The organism is Novosphingobium sp. MD-1 (assembly GCF_001014975.1).
Lineage (GTDB): Bacteria > Pseudomonadota > Alphaproteobacteria > Sphingomonadales > Sphingomonadaceae > Novosphingobium.
Genome location: NZ_BBXA01000026.1, coordinates 120,937 through 140,217, shown reverse-complemented (window position 1 = coordinate 140,217; position 19,281 = coordinate 120,937). Strand labels below are relative to the sequence as shown.

The 19,281-nt window shown below is 67.2% G+C and carries 21 protein-coding genes and 1 pseudogene; 8 read left to right on the top strand and 14 right to left on the bottom strand.

Translation table 11 applies throughout. From position 1 onward, the window contains the following. Positions 1-73: 73 nt before the first annotated feature. The 4 genes from NMD1_RS09225 to NMD1_RS09210 form a co-directional block, all read right to left on the bottom strand. Entirely contained in the window at positions 74-1,639 is a 1,566-nt protein-coding gene (locus NMD1_RS09225) for a class I adenylate-forming enzyme family protein (RefSeq protein ID WP_124810210.1), read from the bottom strand. 7 nt (positions 1,640-1,646) lie between these two features. Beyond that, complete coding sequence (locus NMD1_RS09220; protein ID WP_125954492.1) at positions 1,647-2,456, bottom strand: glutathione S-transferase family protein; 810 nt, start codon at positions 2,454-2,456, stop codon at positions 1,647-1,649. Further along, positions 2,456-3,235: a glutathione S-transferase family protein gene (locus NMD1_RS09215; protein ID WP_125954491.1), complete on the bottom strand. Its 780-nt coding sequence runs from the start codon at positions 3,233-3,235 to the stop codon at positions 2,456-2,458. Before NMD1_RS09215 ends, NMD1_RS09220 begins: the two co-directional genes overlap by 1 nt. A 285-nt stretch (positions 3,236-3,520) precedes the next feature. Beyond that, entirely contained in the window at positions 3,521-4,219 is a 699-nt protein-coding gene (locus tag NMD1_RS09210) for a pirin family protein (RefSeq protein ID WP_124810213.1), read from the bottom strand. A 116-nt stretch (positions 4,220-4,335) separates the two neighbouring features. Between NMD1_RS09210 and NMD1_RS09205 the strand changes: the two genes are divergently transcribed. Beyond that, on the top strand, positions 4,336-5,265 hold the full coding sequence (locus NMD1_RS09205) for a LysR family transcriptional regulator (protein ID WP_124810214.1): 930 nt from the start codon (positions 4,336-4,338) through the stop codon (positions 5,263-5,265). Between the two features lie 227 nt (positions 5,266-5,492). Here the strand turns inward: NMD1_RS09205 and NMD1_RS09200 are convergent. The 5 genes and pseudogenes from NMD1_RS09200 to mutM all read right to left on the bottom strand — a co-directional run. Further along, positions 5,493-5,654: pseudogene (locus tag NMD1_RS09200) on the bottom strand (DUF1427 family protein); the annotation flags it as partial. Positions 5,655-5,669: 15 nt separating this feature from the next. Beyond that, complete coding sequence (locus NMD1_RS09195; RefSeq protein ID WP_125954490.1) at positions 5,670-6,497, bottom strand: alpha/beta fold hydrolase; 828 nt, start codon at positions 6,495-6,497, stop codon at positions 5,670-5,672. A 92-nt stretch (positions 6,498-6,589) separates the two neighbouring features. Further along, the gene (locus NMD1_RS09190) at positions 6,590-7,249 is read right to left on the bottom strand and encodes a hydrolase (RefSeq protein ID WP_125954489.1); all 660 of its coding nucleotides are present in this window, start codon (positions 7,247-7,249) and stop codon (positions 6,590-6,592) included. A 144-nt stretch (positions 7,250-7,393) separates the two neighbouring features. After that, entirely contained in the window at positions 7,394-8,038 is a 645-nt protein-coding gene (locus NMD1_RS09185; protein WP_158453934.1) for an energy transducer TonB, read from the bottom strand. A gap of 73 nt (positions 8,039-8,111) precedes the next feature. Then, complete coding sequence (mutM, locus tag NMD1_RS09180) at positions 8,112-8,924, bottom strand: bifunctional DNA-formamidopyrimidine glycosylase/DNA-(apurinic or apyrimidinic site) lyase (protein WP_125954487.1); 813 nt, start codon at positions 8,922-8,924, stop codon at positions 8,112-8,114. 92 nt (positions 8,925-9,016) lie between these two features. Here mutM and NMD1_RS09175 point away from each other — a divergent pair, with 92 nt between their 5' ends. From NMD1_RS09175 to NMD1_RS09165, 3 genes are read left to right on the top strand one after another with little or no spacing between them, the layout of a single operon-like run. Further along, on the top strand, positions 9,017-9,802 hold the full coding sequence (locus NMD1_RS09175) for a class I SAM-dependent methyltransferase (RefSeq protein WP_125954486.1): 786 nt from the start codon (positions 9,017-9,019) through the stop codon (positions 9,800-9,802). A 13-nt stretch (positions 9,803-9,815) separates the two neighbouring features. Next, entirely contained in the window at positions 9,816-11,375 is a 1,560-nt protein-coding gene (gene ubiB / locus NMD1_RS09170) for a 2-polyprenylphenol 6-hydroxylase (RefSeq protein WP_124810221.1), read from the top strand. Then, the gene (locus NMD1_RS09165; protein WP_125954485.1) at positions 11,372-12,496 is read left to right on the top strand and encodes an acyltransferase; all 1,125 of its coding nucleotides are present in this window, start codon (positions 11,372-11,374) and stop codon (positions 12,494-12,496) included. The genes ubiB and NMD1_RS09165 overlap by 4 nt, the downstream gene beginning before the upstream one ends. A 39-nt stretch (positions 12,497-12,535) precedes the next feature. Here NMD1_RS09165 and NMD1_RS09160 read toward each other — a convergent pair whose 3' ends face one another. Continuing rightward, on the bottom strand, positions 12,536-12,958 hold the full coding sequence (locus NMD1_RS09160) for a hypothetical protein (protein ID WP_125954484.1): 423 nt from the start codon (positions 12,956-12,958) through the stop codon (positions 12,536-12,538). 93 nt (positions 12,959-13,051) lie between these two features. Here NMD1_RS09160 and coaBC point away from each other — a divergent pair, with 93 nt between their 5' ends. Further along, complete coding sequence (gene coaBC / locus NMD1_RS09155) at positions 13,052-14,242, top strand: bifunctional phosphopantothenoylcysteine decarboxylase/phosphopantothenate--cysteine ligase CoaBC (RefSeq protein ID WP_125954483.1); 1,191 nt, start codon at positions 13,052-13,054, stop codon at positions 14,240-14,242. Continuing rightward, entirely contained in the window at positions 14,229-14,705 is a 477-nt protein-coding gene (gene dut / locus NMD1_RS09150) for a dUTP diphosphatase (RefSeq protein ID WP_125954482.1), read from the top strand. Before coaBC ends, dut begins: the two co-directional genes overlap by 14 nt. Before the next feature lie 158 nt (positions 14,706-14,863). Here dut and NMD1_RS09145 read toward each other — a convergent pair whose 3' ends face one another. Further along, positions 14,864-15,877, bottom strand: a complete 1,014-nt coding sequence (locus NMD1_RS09145; protein WP_124809738.1) for a nitronate monooxygenase family protein — start codon at positions 15,875-15,877, stop codon at positions 14,864-14,866. Between the two features lie 301 nt (positions 15,878-16,178). Beyond that, positions 16,179-17,432, bottom strand: coding sequence for an aspartate kinase (locus NMD1_RS09140; protein ID WP_194921405.1), 1,254 nt, complete (start codon positions 17,430-17,432; stop codon positions 16,179-16,181). Positions 17,433-17,541: 109 nt separating this feature from the next. On the opposite strand from NMD1_RS09140, the gene ubiG reads away from it, so the two are divergent. Together ubiG and NMD1_RS09130 are read left to right on the top strand one after the other, a co-directional pair. Continuing rightward, positions 17,542-18,285 carry a bifunctional 2-polyprenyl-6-hydroxyphenol methylase/3-demethylubiquinol 3-O-methyltransferase UbiG gene (gene ubiG / locus NMD1_RS09135; RefSeq protein WP_125954480.1) on the top strand — a complete coding sequence of 248 codons (744 nt, stop codon included), beginning with the start codon at positions 17,542-17,544 and terminating at the stop codon, positions 18,283-18,285. A gap of 4 nt (positions 18,286-18,289) precedes the next feature. Continuing rightward, complete coding sequence (locus NMD1_RS09130; RefSeq protein WP_124809735.1) at positions 18,290-18,469, top strand: hypothetical protein; 180 nt, start codon at positions 18,290-18,292, stop codon at positions 18,467-18,469. 4 nt (positions 18,470-18,473) lie between these two features. On the opposite strand, the gene NMD1_RS09125 is transcribed toward NMD1_RS09130, so the two are convergent. Together NMD1_RS09125 and NMD1_RS09120 are read right to left on the bottom strand one after the other, a co-directional pair. Beyond that, complete coding sequence (locus NMD1_RS09125; RefSeq protein ID WP_158453933.1) at positions 18,474-18,794, bottom strand: DUF1294 domain-containing protein; 321 nt, start codon at positions 18,792-18,794, stop codon at positions 18,474-18,476. Positions 18,795-18,854: 60 nt separating this feature from the next. After that, positions 18,855-19,259, bottom strand: coding sequence for a thioesterase family protein (locus tag NMD1_RS09120; protein WP_124809733.1), 405 nt, complete (start codon positions 19,257-19,259; stop codon positions 18,855-18,857). Positions 19,260-19,281: the final 22 nt, after the last annotated feature.

Genomic DNA, 19,281 nt, shown 5'->3' with positions numbered 1-19,281 from the left:
TTCCTGCGCCCCTCCTCCTTGCGCCGGGCCATTTTGCTTCAAACCTCGAGCCTGCTGATTATGAGTTTACGACCTAGTTAACCATCCGCTGGGCGTCACCCCAATACTTCACGCGCAGCGCCTTCTTGTCCATCTTGCCGGCGGCGGTGCGGGGAATGGCGTCCACGAACTCGACCGACTTGGGCGCCTTCACCCCGCCCAGGCGATCCTTGGCATAGGCGATGATCTCCGCGCCGGTGATGCCCTCGGCCACCACCACGGCGTGGACCTGTTCGCCCCACTTCTCGTGCGGGATGCCGAACACGCAGGCCTCGCGCACTTGCGCCAGTTCGGTAACCGCCGCCTCGACCTCGGCGGTGAACACGTTGAACCCGCCGGAGACGACCATGTCCTTCTTGCGGTCGACGATGTACAGGTAGCCGTCCTCGTCGAACTTGCCGACATCGCCGGTGTGGTGCCAGCCGAACTTGCGGACTTCCGCGGTTTCCTCGGGCTTCTCGAAATAGGAATGGCTGACCAGCGCCCCGCGCGCGCAGATCTCGCCCGCCTCGCCACGCGGTACCTCGCGGCCGTCATCGTCGAGCAGCGCGACCCGGATCGAGCGCGTGGGCCGGCCACAGGCGGCCAGTTTTTCGGGCGCTTCCTTCGCGAACCGCGCCACGTCCTCGGGCGGGAACCACGCCACGATCATCGGGCATTCCACCTGGCCATAGGACTGGCACATGCACGGCCCGAAGATCTCCACCGCCTGGCGCAGCTTTTCCGGGCTGCACGGCGAACCGACCAGGATGAAGATGCGCAGGCTGGAATAGTCGTGATCGCCGATCTCGGGCGATGCCATCAGCTGGTACAACGCCGTCGGCGGCAGGTACATGTGGGTGACCTTGTACTCCGCGATGGTCTGCAGCACGCGCTCGGCATCGAATCCGGGCAGGATCACCTGCGTCGCGCCTAGGCTCAACGTGGACAGCGCGATCGGCCCTGCCGCGTGCGTGATCGGCGCGGAAACCAGCGCCACCGGGCTGTCGGTGCGCCCGCCCATGCCGTCGGCCGCCGTCTCGATCATCGTGCCCCAGCCCAGATTGGTGACGTTCGCGCCCTTCGACGGGCCGGTGGTGCCGCCGGTGGGGAAGATGCCGACCAGATCGGACAGGTTGCCGAAGGCATCGACCTCCGGCTCGACGAAATCGGCGGCGGTCACGCCGGCCATGAACTCCTCGAGGCTGGGATCGTCGCCCATCCGCTGGTCCAGGCAGACGAAGTGCTGCATCACCGGGCAGCGGTCCTTGAGCTGCTGGACCTCGTCCGCCTTCGACGAATGGTAGACCAGCCACTTGCAGCGCACGTAGTTGATGTAGCCGGCGTTGGCATCGATGGCGTTGCGCGTGTTGACCGGGATCCACTTGCCGTTGGCGCGCCACATGGCCAGCAGCACCACCAGCAGCATTCCGTCGTTGGGGCCGTACAGGCCCAACAGGTCCTGGTTCTCGAACCCGCCGCGCTGCAGCGCCGCCGCGATCCGTTCGGACAGTTCCTTGGTCTCGGCGAAGGTCAGCTTCAGCCCGGTTTCGGTGTCCACCACCGCCAGCCGCTGCGGATCGCGATCATGGCCCCGGTCGAAATAGTCGATTGCACGCATCGTCGGCTTACCCCCAGCGATTGATTTCAGGCCCCGGCGCCCAGGCGCGGAGCGGTTCGGATACGGTGGCGCGCGCCAGCGCGGCGGCCACGGCGGGCCGCGCCTGCACGCGCGCCAGCCACGCGGTCGTTTTCGGCGCGGCGGCGAAGGCTTCGGGGCGCAGCAGTTCCATGCCCGCGAGCCAGGAGAACGTGACGATGTCGGCGATCGAATAGACGCCCATCAGCCAGTCGCGCCCGTCGGCAAGCTGGCCTTCGCACCGCGCGACAGCCTGCGCCACCTTGGCCTCGCTGTCGGCCACCTGCGCCGCGTCGATCGTGCCATCGTGCAGCGCCTGCCAGCGCTGGCGCAGATCGTCGGACGGGATGCTGGCCGTGATTCCCGCGAAATCCGCCGCGCCAATGGCGGCGATTTCCGCCTGCGAGGAGGCAAGGTTGCCGAGCAGCGCCGCCGCCGGCGAAAGCCGTTCGGTGATCTGGCGGCACCACATCATCATTTCCCAGTGCGCGTGCGAATCCGCCGGCTGAAGCCCGGCGCCGCCCGCCAGTTCGTCGATGTATTGCGCCAGGAACACCGACTCGGTCATCGCCTCGCCATCGATCACCAGCACCGGGCCTTCGCCCTCGATCCCCATGTCGAGCGCGACACGTTCGGAAAGGCCGGGGATGCGGTGCCGTTCGCCGGCCAGCAGGTCGATCGGCCGGCAGGTAATGCCCAGCGCCGCTTCGCCGCCCGTTTCTGCCCCAGCTTCAGCAAGCGCCGCCAGCACCGTCAGCGAGGCGCCGTTCGGCTCGCCGTGATAGAGAACCGCGCCCATCAGTCGATGCCTTCCATGATCAGGCTGTAGCGGTGGGCGAGATCGGTGCGCCCCATCGCCCAGGTCTTCTGCACCGCCTCGCGCTGGTACACCCGCTTGAGCCAGCGCATGATGTTGGGCGTGCGGTCCTTGCCGGCGAGGTCCGGCTGCGACAGCGGCAGCGAATAGGTGCTGTTGAAGATGTTGATGTCGGCCAGGCTGTATTGGTCCGACCCGACATAGGCGCGCTTGCCCAGCTCCTGTTCGAGCAGGCCGATGCCCAGCGCCACGCGGCGGCGGCTTTCCGCCATTTCCGCTTCGCCGAACTGGCCGCTGATCGCCTTGCGCCAGGCCACGCGGCGTTCGGGCAGCGGGATGCGCTCGATCGCCGCGTCCAGTTCAGCGGGATCGCGCTGGCGCACCATCGGGCCGACGAACACGTTCCAGCCGATCATCGAGAAGCTGGGGCCAAGCCACTGGTCCATGAACTTCATCCACCAGCGGATGCGCCAGCGGTCGCGCGGATCGGCGGGCATCAGGGCCGGCCCGGCGAATTCCTCGTTCACGTATTCCATGATCGCGGTGCTTTCGGTCAGCACGCGCGTGCCCCACGCCCCGCTGTGCGTCATCGCCGGGATCGTGCCCTGCGGGTTGATCGCGAGGTAGCCGGGCTTGTGCTGGTCGAACTGGAGCATGTCGATGTAATGGCTGTCGAACGACACGCCCTTTTCCATCAGCGCCAGCATCGGCTTGCCCGAATTGGCGTTGGGTTCCCAGTGGTAGAGCGCGATCCCGCTCATGCCGTGCCGCCTGCCCGAGGGAGCGGCTCCACGCCGCCTTGCTGCACCATCGACTCTCTCCCGATCGGGCCATCCCGATTTTGTTAGTGTTACATACTAATTTGGACCGAGAGTCGGTCAAGAGCCATCGCGTGAAAATTTGCGGCACTTTGGGGCAGCCGCGCGCGCCGCGCCGCTCCCCTTGCGGCATGATTTCATGGAGTGAAACCAAAAGGCGCTATTGCGGCGGACACGGAAAACCCCGCGCCGGGGCGGCGCGGGGTTCCGGGGATCAGCAGGGAATGGTCAGGCGGCGTCGACCATCACGATCTCGCTGTCCTCGATCGCGGTGATGCGCACCACGTCAAGATCGCTGATCGCCGCGCCGTCGCGGGCGTTGACGCGCACGTCGCCCACCTGCACCGCGCCGCTGGCGGGCACGAGGTAGGCCTTGCGATCACGGCCCAGCGGGTATTCCGCGGTTTCGCCGGCCTTCAGCGTCGCGCCCACCACCCGCGCGTCGGTGCGGATCGGCAGCGCGTCGTTGTCGTTGTCATAGCCCGAGGCGAGCGTGACGAAGTGGCCGGAACGGTCGTCCTTGGGGAACGGGCGCGAACCCCAGCTCGGCGCGCCGCCATCGCGCGTCGGGATGATCCAGATCTGGAAGATCCGGGTGGTCACGTCCTCCAGGTTGTATTCGGCGTGGCGGATGCCGGTGCCGGCGCTCATCACCTGCACGTCGCCCGCTTCGGTCCGGCCCTTGTTGCCAAGGTCGTCCTGGTGCGTGATCGCCCCTTCGCGGACATAGGTGATGATTTCCATGTCGCGGTGGGGGTGCGGCGGAAAGCCGCTCTTGGGCGCGATCGTATCGTCGTTCCACACGCGCAGGTTGCCCCAGTGGACACGCGCGGGATCGTGATAGCTCGCGAACGAGAAGTGGTGCTTGGCATCGAGCCAGCCGTGATTGGCGCCGCCAAGGCTGTCGAAGGGACGCAGTTCGATCATGGTATGTCTCCGCTGGCGCGCCGGAAAAGGCCGCGCCGTCAGGCTTCCATTTAGGCGTTGCCATCCTTTCCGCTCAGTCAGATAAAATGCGGCAATTCATTCGAGGAATCGGAAAAGTGAGCAATCCCGGCACCCCCACTTTCGATCAGCTGCGCATCTTCCTCGCCATCGTCGATACCGGCAGCTTCGCCGCCGCCGGGCGCAAGCTGAACCGCGCGGTTTCGGTCATCAGCTATGGCATCGCCAATCTCGAAGCCCAGCTCGGCCTGGAGCTGTTCGACCGCGAAGGCACGCGCAAGCCGCAGCTGACCGTGGCCGGCCGCGCCCTGCTGGCCGAAGTGCGCACGATCTCGCAGGGGATCGACGGGCTGCGCGCCAAGGTGAAAGGCCTGCTCGACGGGCTGGAGGCCGAAGTGGACCTTGCCATCGACGTGATGCTGCCGCCCGACCGGTTGGGCCGCGTGCTGCGCGCGTTCAAGCAGGAGTTCCCCACCGTCCAGCTCAAGCTGCACATGGAAGCGCTGGGCGCCATCGCCGCCATGGTGCTGGACCGCAAGGCCATCGTCGGCATTTCCGGCCCGCTTTCCGCCGGCGTGGAAGGGCTGGAATCGCGCATGGCAGGGTCGGTGGCGATGGTGCCCGTCGCCGCGCCCGATCACCCGCTGGGCCGCGCCAAGGAAATCTTGCCCGGCATGGGCCGCGAATATACCCAGCTCGTGCTGACCGACCGTTCGCGCTTCACCGAAGGCCGCGATTATTCGGTCACGAGCCCGCAGACCTGGCGCCTCGCCGACCTTTCGGCCAAGCACGCCCTGCTGCGCGAAGGGATCGGCTGGGGCAACATGCCGCTACCGATGATCGACGGAGACCTTGTGGCGGGAACGCTGGTGCGCCTGCACATGCCCGATCACGTCGGCGGCACCTATCGCTTCAACGGCGTGTGGCGGCGCGATACCCCGCCCGGCCCGGCCGCCTCGTGGCTGCTCGACCAGTTCGTGGAACTGGGCGCGCAGGACCGCGAGCTCGAAGGGCTGGGCGACATCTAGCGCCGGGCAATCTCGCCCGCACGACATCGCCCTTCCCCATCGTCATTGCGAGCGTAGCGAAGCAATCCAGGGCACCACGTGAGGCTCTGGATTGCTTCGCTACGCTCGCAATGACGAAACAAATGCCATCATGCCCGGCGCGAAAACGCCCGCCGGACCTTTGGGACCAGCGGGCGCTTCGGAGGGCGGGGCGTTCAGCGCCCTGCCGGTTGCATCACGGTGGGCGGCTCCAGCGCCGTCCTGGCCGCCGGCAGCGCCTGTTCACCGAGCAGGATTCCCGCCAGCCCGACCAGCGCGATCACCGGCGGGGCGGGGGATTTGACCCCCAGCAGGCCATAGACCATGCCGGCCAGCGTTCCGGCGCCAAGCGAAAGGAGCATGGCCTGCATGGCGGTCACTCCTCCTCAGGCCTTGATGAAGGCCAGCAGGTCGGCGTTGAACCGGTCCTGGTGCGTCGCGGTCAACCCGTGCGGCGCGCCTTCATAGACCTTCAGTTCCGCGCCCGGCACCATCTTCACCGCCAGTTCGGCCGCGTTGCCGATCGGCACGATCTGGTCGTCGTTGCCGTGGATGAACAGCGTGGGCACGTCGATCGCCTTCAGGTCCGGGGCGTAATCGACTTCCGAGAATTCGTGGACGCACAGGTACTGGCCCACGATCGAACCCTGCATGCCCTGCCGCCAGAACGACTGGCGCAGCCCGTCGCTGACTTGCGCGCCTTCGCGGTTGAAGCCGAAGAAGGGCGTCGAAAGATCAAGATAGAACTGCGAACGGTTGTCGGCCACGCCCTTGCGGATGCCATCGAACACGGAGAGCGGCAGGCCGCCGGGATAGATGTCGCTGACGGCCATGCGCGGCGGGACCGCGCCCACCAGCACCATCTTCGCCACCCGCGCCGTGCCATGCCGGCCGACATAGTGGGCGATCTCGCCACCGCCGGTCGAATGGCCGACCAGCACCACGTTGCGCAGGTCCAGCGCCGCGATCACCGCCGCCAGATCGTCGGCATAGGTGTCCATGTCGTTGCCGGTGTCGGGCTGGTCCGAACGGCCGTGGCCGCGCCGGTCATGGGCGATCACGCGATAGCCCTGCTGAAGCAGGAACAGCATCTGGCCGTCCCAGGCGTCGGCCGAAAGCGGCCAGCCGTGCGAAAAGACCACGGGCTGGGCGTCCTTGCTGCCCCAGTCCTTGTAGAAAATGCGGGTACCGTCTGCGGTGGTAACAAAGCTCATGGGAATTCTCCTTGGGATCACAGGAGGTTGGCAGGAACGGCCGGGCGGGAGGGATCAGGGAGAGCCGCCCGGCCGCAGGGGAAACAAGGGGTTCAGTGCGCGCCTTCCGAGGCGTTGAACATCGCGCGGGCATAGGTGATGCCCAGACCGTAGCCGCCGCCCCACTTGCGGGCGATGCCGGTGGTCAGGTCATAGGTTTCCGCCCGCGCCCAGTCGCGCTGGAGTTCGAGCAGGTATTGCAGCGAGGTGATCGGCTTCGCGCCGGCCTGGACCATCCGCTCCACCGCACGCTCGTGCGCTTCGTCGGAAATATCGCCGCTGGCGTCGGTGATGACATAGGTCTCGAAGCCCTGTTCCAGCGCCGACAGCACCGGGCCTACGATGCAGACCGAGGTCCACAGGCCGGCGAAGACCAGCCGTTCCTTGCCGATGCGGTTGACCTCGTCGATCACCGCGGCGTCTTCCCAGGTGTTCATCGACGTGCGGTCGAGCAGGGGCTGGCCGGGGAAGGCATCGGTGATTTCGCTGAACATCGGGCCGGAAAAGCTCTTTTCGGCCACCGTGGTCAGGATCGTCGGCACCTTGAAGCCGGCGGCGGCATTGGCCACCAGCGCGGCGTTGTTGCGCAGCAGTTCGGGCGCGATCGACTTGGTGGCGAAGGCCATCTGCGACTGGAAGTCGATCAGGACAAGCGCGTGGTTGGCCGGATCGAGCAGGGCCTTGGCGGGGGTGGGCGTTGCGGTGACGGTCATGGCGGTATCCTTCTGGGAAAGCTCTGGAAAGTGCGTTCGTTCGCCCCGGGTCGCTGGGGTGAGTGAAGGAATACGGCGACTCGGCCTTTCAATGCAGAGGCATAATCTGGATTTGAACGTTCTATATTTTGGAAAAGTTCGCGCTTACTGCGCGGCGACCTTTTCCGCTTCGGCGCGGGTCATCACTTGCGCCAGCACATAGCGGATCGCTTCCGGGCGCACGCCGGGCGCCAGGCTTTTCGGCGGCGGCACGGTCAGCTTGCGGGCCATGAACGCGCAGGCATCGCGATCGACCGCGGCGCTGCCGCTCGATTGCAGGATGTCGCAGGCATGGATGTGGCCCGTCTCGTCGAACGCCACCTGCGCGCGCACGGACTGGCGATAGTCCTCGGGCAGCTTCGCCGCCTGCAGGGTCAGGCGGATGTTCGAGGAAGCCATGTGCTCGCCCATGCCCCACGATGTCGAAAGCGCGAACCGCCCGGCCACCGGCTGCCCGGCGGCATCCTTCGCCGCCTCGAACCGCGCGCGGTTCTGCAACAGCGCGCACGTCGCCGTGTCGAGCGCCGCGAAGCCGCTGCTTTCGGTCACCGCGCACGCCGTCGCGCGCCCCTGCGGCGAAACCTCCAGCGCCACCGAGACCACGCCGAATTCCTCGCGTTTCAGCGAATCCTTGGGGTAATCGTCACGCCCGATCATCCCGGCGGGATTGCGCAGGCGGGGCGGTTGATCGGCCTTCGCGGGCGCGGGACCGCCCAGGGCCAGCGCCGCGAGAAACAGCAAATACGCCATCCTCTCCATCAGGCCATGCTACGCCTGCGTGCCGCATAATCAACGGCATGTGACACCCTGTCACAAAAACTTCTTATTTCTGGCAGGTGCGGCAGAAGAACGTGGAGCGGCCGCCCTGCACCACGCGCTCCACGGTGCCGCCGCAGGGGCATACCTCGCCCTCGCGGCCATAGACGCGCCAGTCCTTGGCGAAATAGCCCAGTTCGCCGTCTGGCCGGGCATAGTCGCGCAAGGTCGATCCCCCCGCCGCGATCGATTCCTCCAGCACCGCGCGGATCATCGGCACCAGCCGCTCCAGCGCCTTGCGTGTCACCTTGCCACCCGCGCGCTCCGGGTGGATGCCGGCGCGGTTCAGCGCCTCGCAGACGTAGATGTTGCCAAGGCCCGCCACGATGCGCTGGTCCAGCAGCAGCAGCTTGACCGCCGCGATGCGATCGCGAAAGGCGGCGGCGAGGTGCGCGGCGGTCAGGCCCGCGCCCAGCGGCTCCGGCCCCAGCGCGGCGAAGGCCGGCCAGGTTTCCAGCAACGGGGTATCGACGAGATCGACCGAGCCGAACCGCCGCGCGTCGTTCAGCGCCAGCACGTGCCCGTTGCCGGTTTCCAGCACCAGATGATCGTGCTTGCCGATGTCCGCCGGATCGATGCGCCAGCGGCCGGACATGCCCAGGTGGAACACCATCGTCCGGTCGCGGTCGGTGTGGACCAGCCCGTACTTGGCGCGCCGCCCCATCCCGGTCACGCGCGCGCCGGTCAGCGCCTGCGCCAGATCGGCGGGGAACGGGCGGCGCAGATCGGGCCGGTTGACGCGCACGCGCGCGATGGCCTGCCCTTCCAGCACGGTGGCCAGCCCGCGAACGGTGGTTTCGACTTCGGGTAGTTCGGGCATGATGTTTCTTTTTTGCGGGGATGCGCGCGGTGCCGGCCCCCTCCCCTAACAGGCTTTGCCGTCCGGACAATTCCCCACTAAAGGCGCTTGGCATGAACACTGGCACATCGGGCACCGAAACGGACACCGCCGGAACGGGCAACACGCAGGGCGAAACCGCGTCCTTCGGCTACGAAGACGTTCCTGCCGAAGAGAAGGTCGCCCGCGTCGGCGCGGTCTTTTCCAGCGTCGCGCGCAAATACGACGTGATGAACGATGCCATGTCGGTCGGGATGCACCGGCTGTGGAAGGACCGGTTCGTCAAGCGGGTGAAGCCGCGCGAGGGCGAATCGATTCTCGACATGGCCGGCGGCACCGGCGACATCGCCTTCCGCATGGCGGCCTCGGGCGCGGCGATCACCGTGTCCGACATCAACCAGGACATGCTCGACGTGGGCATCGAGCGGGCGATGAAGCGCGGCATCGACGGCCTCGTCTGGTCGCGCCAGAACGCCGAGGAACTGAGCTTCGGCGATCGCTTCTTCGATGCCTACACGATCGCCTTCGGCATCCGTAACGTTACGCATATCGACAAGGCTTTGGCCGAGGCTTTCCGCGTGCTCAAGTTCGGCGGGCGGTTCTTCTGCCTGGAATTCTCGACCACCGAATGGCCGGGCTTCTCCGAGGTCTATGACGCCTATTCGCACAAGCTGGTGCCGAAGATCGGGCAGGCCATCGCCGGCGATGCCGACAGCTATCGCTACCTGATCGAATCGATCCGCCGCTTTCCGCCGATGCCGCAATTCGAGGGGATGATCCGCGCGGCGGGCTTCCGGCACACCAAGGTCGAACCGATCCTCGGCGGCCTTGTCGCCATCCATTCAGGCTGGAAGGTCTGAGGGGACGCCGGCCTTGACCCTGCCCGCCACCCATATCCGCCGCCTGCTGGGCTGGGGCCGCGTGCTGGCGCGGCACGGCGCGCTGCGCCTGCTCGAACAGAGCCCCAACACGCCCGCGCCGGTGCGCCGCCTGTGCCGCATCGCCCGGTTCGGCACGCGCCAGCCGGCGGAGCCCGACTACGCCGGCGCCTTCCGCGCGATCGGCCCGGCGGCGATCAAGCTGGGGCAGACGCTGGCCACACGGCCCGATCTGGTGGGCGAGGAAGCCGCGCGCAACCTGCTGAGCCTGCAGGACCGCCTGCCCCCGGTGGCGTTCAAGCACATCCGGCACGAGATCGAGACCACGTTCGAGCGCCCGCTGGAAGCGATGTTCGCCGAATTCGATCCCGAACCGGTCGGCGCCGCCTCGGTCGCGCAGGTCCACCGCGCCACCACCACCGAAGGGCGCGAGGTCGCGGTCAAGGTGCTGCGTCCCGGCGTGCGCGAGAAGTTCACGCGCGATATCGAGACCTACGAATGGGCCGCCGCGCACCTCGAAGCGCTGGGCGGCGAGGCCAGCCGCCTGCGCCCGCGCCTTGTCATCGCCAATTTCAAGCGCTGGACCGTGCGCGAGCTGGACCTGCGGCGCGAGGCCGCCTCCGCTTCCGAACTCGCCGAACAGATGCACGCCTTCCCCGGCTATCGCATCCCCGCGATCGACTGGGACCGCACCAACGGCCGGGTGATGACGCTCGACTGGATCGACGGCATCAAGATCAGCGACAACGCCGCGCTCGACGCTGCCGGCCACGATCGCAAGGAACTGGCCAGCCGGCTGGTGCTCGCCTTCCTGAACCAGGCGATCAGCGGCGGCTTCTTCCATGCCGACATGCACCAGGGCAACCTGTTCGTCGAAGCCGACGGCACCATCGCCGCGATCGATTTCGGCATCATGGGCCGCATCGACCGGCGCGCCCGCGCGTGGCTCGCCGAGATCCTCTATGGCCTCACCACCGGCAACTACCGCCGCGTGGCCGAGATCCATTTCGAGGCGCAATACGTGCCGAGCTACCATTCGGTCGACGAATTCGCGACCGCGCTGCGCGCCGTGGGCGAACCGATGCGCGGCAAGCCGGTCAGCGAGCTTTCGGTGGGCCAGATGCTCGACGGGCTGTTCGCGATCACCCGCGATTTCGACATGCAGACCCAGCCGCACCTGCTGCTGCTGCAGAAATCGATGGTCATGGTCGAAGGGATCGCCACCCAGCTCGATCCCGACATCAACATGTGGGATACCGCCGCGCCGTTCGTGCGCAGCTGGATCCGCGACGAACTCGGCCCCGAATCCGCGATTGCCGATCGCATCCGCGAGGATGCCGAAACGCTGCTGCGCCTGCCCGCGCTGGTCCGCCGGATCGAGGACCGCTTCCCCGCCAAGGGCGGCGCGCCCGAACCGCCGCCACTGCCCGCCGTGGAACTGATGTGGGAACGCAAGCGGGGCACCTCGTCCGGCGGCTGGGCGGGCTATGCGCTGGCCTTCGCGGCGGGCGCGGGCCTCACGCTCGCCGGCAGCCTGCTGGGCTGGTGGGGATGAACGCCGCGCCTCCTTCGGCGAAAGGCCGCCTGCGGCTTTCCAAGAGGCACTTCAACGCCCTCGATTTCTCGCGCCTGCTCGCGGCGGTGGCCGTGCTGTTCTGGCATTACCAGCACTTCTTCGTGCCGCCGGTCGAATACGGCTTCCACGTCCGGCGCTCGGCGGTGGTGCCGCTCTACCACGCGCTCGCCTGGCTCTACGACTACGGCCACACCGCCGTGCAGTATTTCTGGGCGGTTTCGGGCTTCGTCTTCGCGCACGTCTATCTGGCCGACACGCAGGGGCGCGGGCGCTTCTGGCTGGCGCGCGTGGCCCGGCTGTGGCCGCTGCACCTGCTGACGCTGATGCTCGTGGCGGTGCTGCAGGCGGCCTATGCGGGCCTCAACGGCACCGATTTCATCTACCACCAGAACAACCTCAAGCACTTCCTGCTCAGCCTGCCGCTGATGCAGTACTGGGGATGGCAGGATAACCAGTCGTTCAACGGCCCGTCGTGGTCGCTCTCCACCGAAATGCTCGCCTATGCGGTGTTCTGGCTGACGCTGCCCGCTTTGCGCCGCGCGCCGCTGGCGCTGGGGCTGCCGATCGCGGCAGGCTTCGTCTGGGCGGTGTTCGCCAAGCTGCCCGACCGGGACGTGATGGCCTGCATCGGCTATTTCTTCGGCGGGGTGGCCGTCTATGGCATGGCGCTGCGCGGCTGGTTGCGCCCGGCCACGCTGCTGCCGCTGGGCGCGCTGCTGGTGGCGGGGGCGTTCTGGGCCTGGAACGGCTGGCAATCGCGCGACATGGTGATCCTTGCCGGCACCTTCGCCGCGCTCTGCCTCACGCTCGCGCTCGATCTGGCCGACCGCAACGATCGCTTCGCCATCGGCCGGCAGCTGGGCGATGCCTCCTATGGCATCTACCTGTGGCATTTCCCCTTGCAGCTCATGCTGGTGTTGCTGATCGACGAGACGGTGGGCACGCGCCGCATCGCCAGCCAGCCTGCGTTCCTCGTCTTTTTCCTGGGCCTCGCCATCCTGGCCGGCTTCGCCTCGCACCGCTGGTTCGAACGGCCGGCGCAGCGCTGGGTGTTCCGCATGGCCAAGCGGCTGCGCGACCACCACCCGGCGCACGCCTGAGCCACGCCTGGATAGCCCTAAAATGCCCCTGGACGGCTTCTAAGCGGCGATGTCGCTGATCCGGTGGTGTGGCAGCAGTCGCCACGCCGCAAGCGCCAGAGCGACGTGGAAGGCCTCCACGCCCATCGGCAGGGGCCATTGCGGATAGGGACCGACCATCGCCACGTTCACCGCGCGGCCCACGAACGAGACGCCGAACAGCAGCGCCGGCACCAGCAGCAGGTCCGCGTTGCGGCGCCAGGCGCCCCACATCATGCAGAACGCGCCGACGCCGAAGAACGAGGTGAAGTCCGCGCGGATCGTCGAAAGCCCCGCCGCCGCGCCCTGCGGCCCACCGGCCATGCCGATCGCCGCCACGCCCAGCCCCGCGCCGGCACTGCCGGGATCGAGCAGGAACGAAACCGCCATGAACAGGTCGAACAGGCCCGTCAGGAAAATCAGCGCGGTCACTACAAGACGCATATCGGTCCCTCCGTTTCGGGCCGGTGTGCCGCAAGTTCGCCTTTCGCGCAAAAGGATTGCGCGCGGGCGAACCGCATTGCACAAGCGCGGGCGATGAACGGACCGCGCATTCTCCTGATCGTCGGTGGCGGAATCGCCGCCTACAAGGCCGCCGAACTGGTGCGGCTGATCCGCAAGGAGGGCGGCTCGGTCACCTGCGTCCTGACCGACGGCGGATCGCACTTCGTCACGCCGCTCACGCTCGCCGCGCTCAGCGAGAACCCCGTGCACACCACGCTGTGGGACCTCAAGAACGAGGTCGAGATGGGGCACATCCAGCTGTCACGGCAGGCCGATCTCGTCGTCGTCTGCCCGGCGACGGCCGATCTGCTCGCCCGCATGGCGGCGGGCGTGGCCGACGATCTGGCCACCACGCTGCTGCTAGCCACCGACAAGCCGGTGCTGGCCGTGCCGGCGATGAACGTGCGCATGTGGGGGCATCCCGCCACGCGGCGCAACGTGGCCACGCTGCGCGCCGATGGCGTGACCGTGCTGGAGCCGGACGAAGGCCCGATGGCCTGTGGCGAATTCGGCCCCGGCCGCCTGCCCGAACCGCCCGCGATCTGGCAGGCGATCGCCGGCATGTGCGGCCCTGGCGCCCGCCGTCTGGCCGGCAAGCACATCGTCGTCACCGCCGGCCCCACCCACGAACCGATCGATCCGGTGCGCTACATCGCCAACCGCTCCAGCGGGAAGCAGGGCTTCGCCATCGCCGCCGCCGCCGCGCGGGCCGGTGCGCGGGTAACGCTGGTGGCCGGCCCGGTCCAGTTGCCGACGCCACCGGGCGTGGACCGCGTGGACGTGGAAACCGCGCGCGCGATGGCCGCCGCGGTCGAGGCCGCGCTGCCCGCCGACGCCGCCGTGATGGTCGCCGCCGTGGCCGACTGGCGCGCGGCGGACGAAGCGCCGCAGAAGCTCAAGAAGGACGGCTCGGGCGAAATTCCGCCGCTGCGCCTTGCCGAAAATCCCGATATTCTCGCCACGCTCTGCCGTTCGCCCGCGCGCCCGCCGCTGGTGGTCGGCTTCGCGGCGGAGACCGAGACCGTGATCGCCCACGCGCAGGCCAAGCTGGCGCGCAAGGGCGCCGACTGGATCGTCGCCAACGACGTGTCGGGCGACGTGATGGGCGGCGCGTTGAACGCGGTCCACATCGTCACCGCCGCCGGGGTCGAAAGCCTGCCCGAAATGCCCAAGGACCAGGTCGCCTCCGCGCTGGTCGAAAGGATTGCCGATGCACTCGCCTGAAACCGCCGCCGTTCCCGTCCGCGTCAAGCGCCTGCCCGGCGGCAAGGACCTGCCGCTGCCCGCCTATGCCACCGCCGGCGCGGCGGGCATGGACGTGGTTTCGGCCGAGGACGTGACCCTGGCCCCCGGCGCGCGCCATGCCGTCGCCACCGGCCTTGCCGTGGCGATTCCGCAAGGGTTCGAGATCCAGGTCCGTCCGCGTTCGGGCCTCGCGCTCAAGCACGGCGTCACCGTGCCCAACACGCCCGGCACGATCGATTCGGATTATCGCGGCGAACTGAAGGTCATCATGATCAACCTGGGCGCCGAACCCTTCGCCATCCGGCGCGGCGATCGCGTGGCGCAGCTGGTGCTCGCCCCGGTGACCCAGGCGAGCTGGCTGGAAGTGGACGAACTGGACGAAACCGCGCGCGGCGAAGGCGGCTTCGGATCGACCGGCGGGGTCGTTGCCTTCAGCGGTTAGGGCAGGGCGCACCGGGACCGGGGCATTTCGTCATTGCGAGCGCAAGCGAAGCAATCCAGCGCTCCGGGTGCCGCTCTGGATTGCCGCGGGGCTTCGCCCCTCGCAATGACGAGCTAGGGGACGACTTAGGGGGCGATTTCAGGACGGTTTTTCCGGCTTCAGCCGCGCGCGTTCAGCGCGGCTTCGCTTTCCGCCAGCAATTGCGCGATGATCGCGGTGACGGGTTCTTCCTTCGTCACCATGCCCACCGATTGCCCGGCCATGATCGATCCGCGCTCAACATCGCCGTCGATCACCGCGCGGCGCAGCGCGCCGGCCCAGAAATGCTCGATTTCGAGCTGCGCCGCCGCCATGTCCACCGTGCCCTGGTCCAGCAGCCGCGCCACTTCCACCTGCTTGGCGGTGAATTCCTCGGTGCCCTTGTTCTTCAGCGCGCGCACCGGGATCACCGGCAGGCGCGGATCGACCTGGACCGAGGCGATCGCATCGCGCGCGTTGGCGCGGAAGAACGCCTGCTTGAACGCGGGATGGGCGATGGATTCGCTGGCGCAGGCAAAGCGCGTGCCCAGCTGCACGCCGCTGGCGCCCATTTCGAGGTAAGAGGCGATCATCTCGCCCCGGCCGATGCCGCCGGCCACGAACACCACGTGGTCCTCCGCCAGCGCCGGCAGGAATTCCTGCGCCAGCACGCTGGTGGAAACCGGGCCGATATGGCCGCCGGCCTCGCTGCCTTCGATCACCAGCGCGTCCGCGCCCGAACGCAGCAGCTTCTTCGCCAGCGCCAGCGTGGGCGCGAAAACCAGCACTTTCGCGCCGAAATCCTTGATCGCTTCCACGCTGCCCTTGGGCGGAATGCCGCCCGCCAGCACCACATGGCCCACGCCGTGCCGGGCGCAGACCGCGATCAGGTCGAACAGCTGGGGGTGCATGGTGATGAGGTTCACGCCGAACGGGCGGGCCGTCAGCGCCTTGGTCCCCGCGATTTCGGCATCGAGCAGTTCGGGCGTCATCGCGCCGCAGGCGATCACGCCGAAGCCGCCGGCGTTGCTGATCGCGGCCACCAGATTGCGTTCGGAAACCCAGCTCATCGCCCCGCACAGGATGGCGTGTTCGGTGCCGAGGAACGCCGCGCCGCGCGCCATCAGCGCTGAAGTCTTCACAGGTGCCGTCATCAGGGTTCCCATCGTCCGTGCCAGAGCGGCAGCCCCTTAGGCCGCGCGGCGTGCGCCGACAAGAGCGGGCGGCAAGAGCAGGGTGCGATACGGACAATGATCGGCCCAAGCGATGACTGTGACCGCTTTATCCCGTTTTACCAATCAGAGGGCAGGGCCTATACCGGTTTCGACACGAAGCAACCCCGCTTCCCCGTTCCGGACTGGCACCATCCCCTCCCCCAGAGCCAGTCGGGTCGCGCCCCGCCTCCGGTTTATCCCCCCTATCCGGAGGCGGGGTTTCGCTTTCAGAAACAGTCCTTTACGCGGCGTCCAGCCCATAGGCGGTGTGGAGCACGCGCACCGCGAGTTCGGTCTCGTCCTCGTCGATCAGCACGGAAACCTTGATTTCGCTGGTGGAAATCGCCTGGATGTTGATCCCGCGATCGGCCAGCGCCTTGAACATCGTGCCGGCCACGCCCGCGTGGCTGCGCATGCCCACGCCCACGACGCTGATCTTGGCGACCTTGCTGTCGGCGATGATCCGGTAATAGCCGATCGTGTCCTTCTGCTCTTCCAGCAGCGCCTGCGTGCGCGCCAGGTCCGCCTGCGGCACGGTGAAGGTCACGTCGGTCTCGCCCTTGTCCTTGGCGACGTTCTGGATGATCATGTCGACGTTGATGTTGGCTTCGGCCAGCGGGCCGAAAATGGTCGCCACCGCGCCCGGCCGGTCGGCAATGCGCGTCAGGGTGACCTTGGCGTCGTTCTTGTCGGCGGCGATGCCGGTGATCAACTGACGTTCCATTTCCAATCCTTCCAGTTCCCCGATCAGTTCATCCTCGCTGACGATCATCGTGCCGGGGATGCTGTCCGCCGGCGGCGCGTCGTCGTCGATGAAGGATGACAACACCTGCACCCGCACGCCTTCCTTCATGGCGAGGCTGACCGAGCGGGTCTGCAGGACCTTCGAGCCGACCGAGGCCAGCTCGAGCATTTCCTCGAACGTCACGTTCTTGAGCTTGCGCGCCTTGGCGACGATGCGGGGGTCGGTGGTATAGACGCCGTCGACGTCGGTATAGATGTCGCAGCGGTCGGCTTTCACCGCCGCTGCCACGGCCACCGCCGAGGTGTCGGAACCGCCACGGCCCAGCGTGGTCACGCGGTTGTCCGCGGTAAGTCCCTGAAAACCGGGGATAACGGCGATCTCGCCCGCGGCCATCGAGGCCAGCAGGGCGTCGGAATCGATCGTTTCGATGCGGGCCTTGGCATGGGCGTCGTCGGTGCGGACGGGCAATTGCCAGCCCAGCCACGAACGCGCCTTGCAGCCCAGCGCCTGGAGATGCATCGCGAGCAGCCCCGACGTCACCTGTTCGCCGCTGGCGACGACGACGTCGTATTCGGCAGGATCATACAGAGGATTGGCTTCGCGGCAGAAATTGACGAGGCGGTCGGTCTCCCCGGCCATCGCCGAAACCACCACCGCCACTTCGTGCCCGGCCGCCTGCTGGCGCTGCACGATCCGCGCGACACGGCGGATGCGCTCGGTGCCGGCCATTGATGTGCCGCCGAATTTCATCACGATCCGGGCCAAGGGGGTACTCCTGCCTGTGGGCGCAACGCACTGCGCAACAATCTTGCCCGCACAGCCCCTCGCCGTGCGGCGGGCGTCCTGTTAGGGATGCGTCATGAGCAATGCAACACCCTCGGCACTCGCGCCCACCATTCGCCCGGAGGAGGCGGCGCATTTCGGCAAGCTCGCGCAGGACTGGTGGAACCCGAAGGGCTCCTCGGCCATGCTGCACCGTCTCAACCCGGTGCGGCTGGGCTTCATCCGAAACGCCATCGATTCGCATTTCGGTACCAATCCCCGCTCGCTTAAGCCACTGGCAGGCCGGCGCGCGCTGGATGTAGGCTGCGGCGCCGGTCTGCTGTGCGAACCGCTTGCCCGGATGGGCGCGGCGGTTACTGGCGTCGACGCGGCGGCAGAGAACGTCGCGGCGGCGCAGACCCATGCGGCGGGCGGTGGCTTGGCCATCACCTATCGCCTGGGAGAGATCGGCGCACTGGACCTTGCCGGTTTCGACCTCGTCACCGCCATGGAGGTGATCGAGCACGTGGCCGACAAACCTGCCTTCGTCGCGGCGCTAGCGGCAGCGCTGGGCGAAGACGGGCTGATGGTCCTTTCCACCCCCAACCGCACGGCAGCTGCACGCCTGCTGCTGGTGGAAGGGGCGGAAACGCTGGGCATGGTGCCCCGCGGTACGCACCACTGGGACGATTTCGTCACCCCGGTGGAATTGCATGACCTGCTCTCCGAAGCAGGCCTGGTCATGGGTAATCCAATCGGTATCGCTTACAGTCCGACCAAGGGCTTGCACTTGTCGGATAATCTCGCACTCAATTACATAGTCACGGCAAGAAGGGGCTGATTCCATGGCCGAACGCTTTGAACGGCACAAACAACCCTGGACTGCTGATGAAATACATAAGCTACACACACTCGCAAAGAAGGGCATGGCGCTGAAGGCTATTGCCAAGGCGCTCACCCGCAGTGAGGAATCGGTGAAAATTCGGGCCAAGAACGATGGCCTGGGTATTGTGAAACTGCGCTAGACGCTCAGGGCGGCAGCGGTTTGGAGAGAGCCCAGACCTTCCAGCCGGCAAGAGCCGTGACGGGCGGGAACGGGTTGACGTGCAAGACGCGCGGGAGCAGTTCCGTGTGGGTCTTGTGGCGAAACAGGCTGCTCCAGAGCGACGCCCCCAGCGTTCCACGAAGGAACGCCAGATGCAGCAAGGTGCCCTCGCTGATGCGCGAGCGCCTTGCGCGGGCTTTCCATTTCAGGATGCCGAACAAGGCCACGGCCAGCATGGACAACGCTACGAGCGCCTTCGCGAGGAAGGCTGGCGTCAGCAGCAGCGCGATGATTGCAGTAGTCATAAGCGGCATGGTAACCGCATATGGTTAACAATCGGTTTTACCGGATTTCGGGGCGCCGCGTCATTCGCCCGAAGGCAGGAACTTTTCCACCAGATCGCGCGCCAGCCGGGCCGGGCGGTGCGTCACCGCGTCCACGCAGCACCAGCTGGAACGGACTTCGGCCAGCACGTCCTCGCCGCGCTTGATCACGGTTTCGTAGAAGGCCTTGGCGCCCTGCACCTTTTCCAGCACGACATGCGCGATCACCGTATCGTCGAGAAACGTCGGCCGGCGATAGGTGATTTCGTGCTTGAGCGCGACCCACAGGTGCCGCGCCACCGCTTCCGCCGGGGCCAGCGCCTGCCAGTGGTCGATCACCGCCTCCTGCACCCATTTCAGGTAGCTGGCGTTGTTGACATGGCCCATGAAGTCGATGTCCGCCGGATCGACATTGATGGGATAGAGATGGGGATTCGCGTTATTCACAAGAATGTAGATAACACGAATC

Excerpts from the sequence above, each read along its gene's own strand:
- NMD1_RS09225 (WP_124810210.1), bottom strand. The coding sequence starts at position 1,639 with ATGCGTGCAATCGACTATTTCGACCGGGGCCATGATCGCGATCCGCAG.
- NMD1_RS09220 (WP_125954492.1), bottom strand. The coding sequence starts at position 2,456 with ATGGGCGCGGTTCTCTATCACGGCGAGCCGAACGGCGCCTCGCTGACG.
- NMD1_RS09215 (WP_125954491.1), bottom strand. The coding sequence starts at position 3,235 with ATGAGCGGGATCGCGCTCTACCACTGGGAACCCAACGCCAATTCGGGC.
- NMD1_RS09210 (WP_124810213.1), bottom strand. The coding sequence starts at position 4,219 with ATGATCGAACTGCGTCCCTTCGACAGCCTTGGCGGCGCCAATCACGGC.
- NMD1_RS09195 (WP_125954490.1), bottom strand. The coding sequence starts at position 6,497 with ATGAGCTTTGTTACCACCGCAGACGGTACCCGCATTTTCTACAAGGAC.
- NMD1_RS09190 (WP_125954489.1), bottom strand. The coding sequence starts at position 7,249 with ATGACCGTCACCGCAACGCCCACCCCCGCCAAGGCCCTGCTCGATCCG.
- NMD1_RS09185 (WP_158453934.1), bottom strand. The coding sequence starts at position 8,038 with ATGGCGTATTTGCTGTTTCTCGCGGCGCTGGCCCTGGGCGGTCCCGCG.
- mutM (WP_125954487.1), bottom strand. The coding sequence starts at position 8,924 with ATGCCCGAACTACCCGAAGTCGAAACCACCGTTCGCGGGCTGGCCACC.
- NMD1_RS09175 (WP_125954486.1), top strand. The coding sequence starts at position 9,017 with ATGAACACTGGCACATCGGGCACCGAAACGGACACCGCCGGAACGGGC.
- NMD1_RS09165 (WP_125954485.1), top strand. The coding sequence starts at position 11,372 with ATGAACGCCGCGCCTCCTTCGGCGAAAGGCCGCCTGCGGCTTTCCAAG.
- NMD1_RS09160 (WP_125954484.1), bottom strand. The coding sequence starts at position 12,958 with ATGCGTCTTGTAGTGACCGCGCTGATTTTCCTGACGGGCCTGTTCGAC.
- coaBC (WP_125954483.1), top strand. The coding sequence starts at position 13,052 with ATGAACGGACCGCGCATTCTCCTGATCGTCGGTGGCGGAATCGCCGCC.
- dut (WP_125954482.1), top strand. The coding sequence starts at position 14,229 with ATGCACTCGCCTGAAACCGCCGCCGTTCCCGTCCGCGTCAAGCGCCTG.
- NMD1_RS09145 (WP_124809738.1), bottom strand. The coding sequence starts at position 15,877 with ATGACGGCACCTGTGAAGACTTCAGCGCTGATGGCGCGCGGCGCGGCG.
- NMD1_RS09140 (WP_194921405.1), bottom strand. The coding sequence starts at position 17,432 with ATGAAATTCGGCGGCACATCAATGGCCGGCACCGAGCGCATCCGCCGT.
- ubiG (WP_125954480.1), top strand. The coding sequence starts at position 17,542 with ATGAGCAATGCAACACCCTCGGCACTCGCGCCCACCATTCGCCCGGAG.
- NMD1_RS09130 (WP_124809735.1), top strand. The coding sequence starts at position 18,290 with ATGGCCGAACGCTTTGAACGGCACAAACAACCCTGGACTGCTGATGAA.
- NMD1_RS09125 (WP_158453933.1), bottom strand. The coding sequence starts at position 18,794 with ATGACTACTGCAATCATCGCGCTGCTGCTGACGCCAGCCTTCCTCGCG.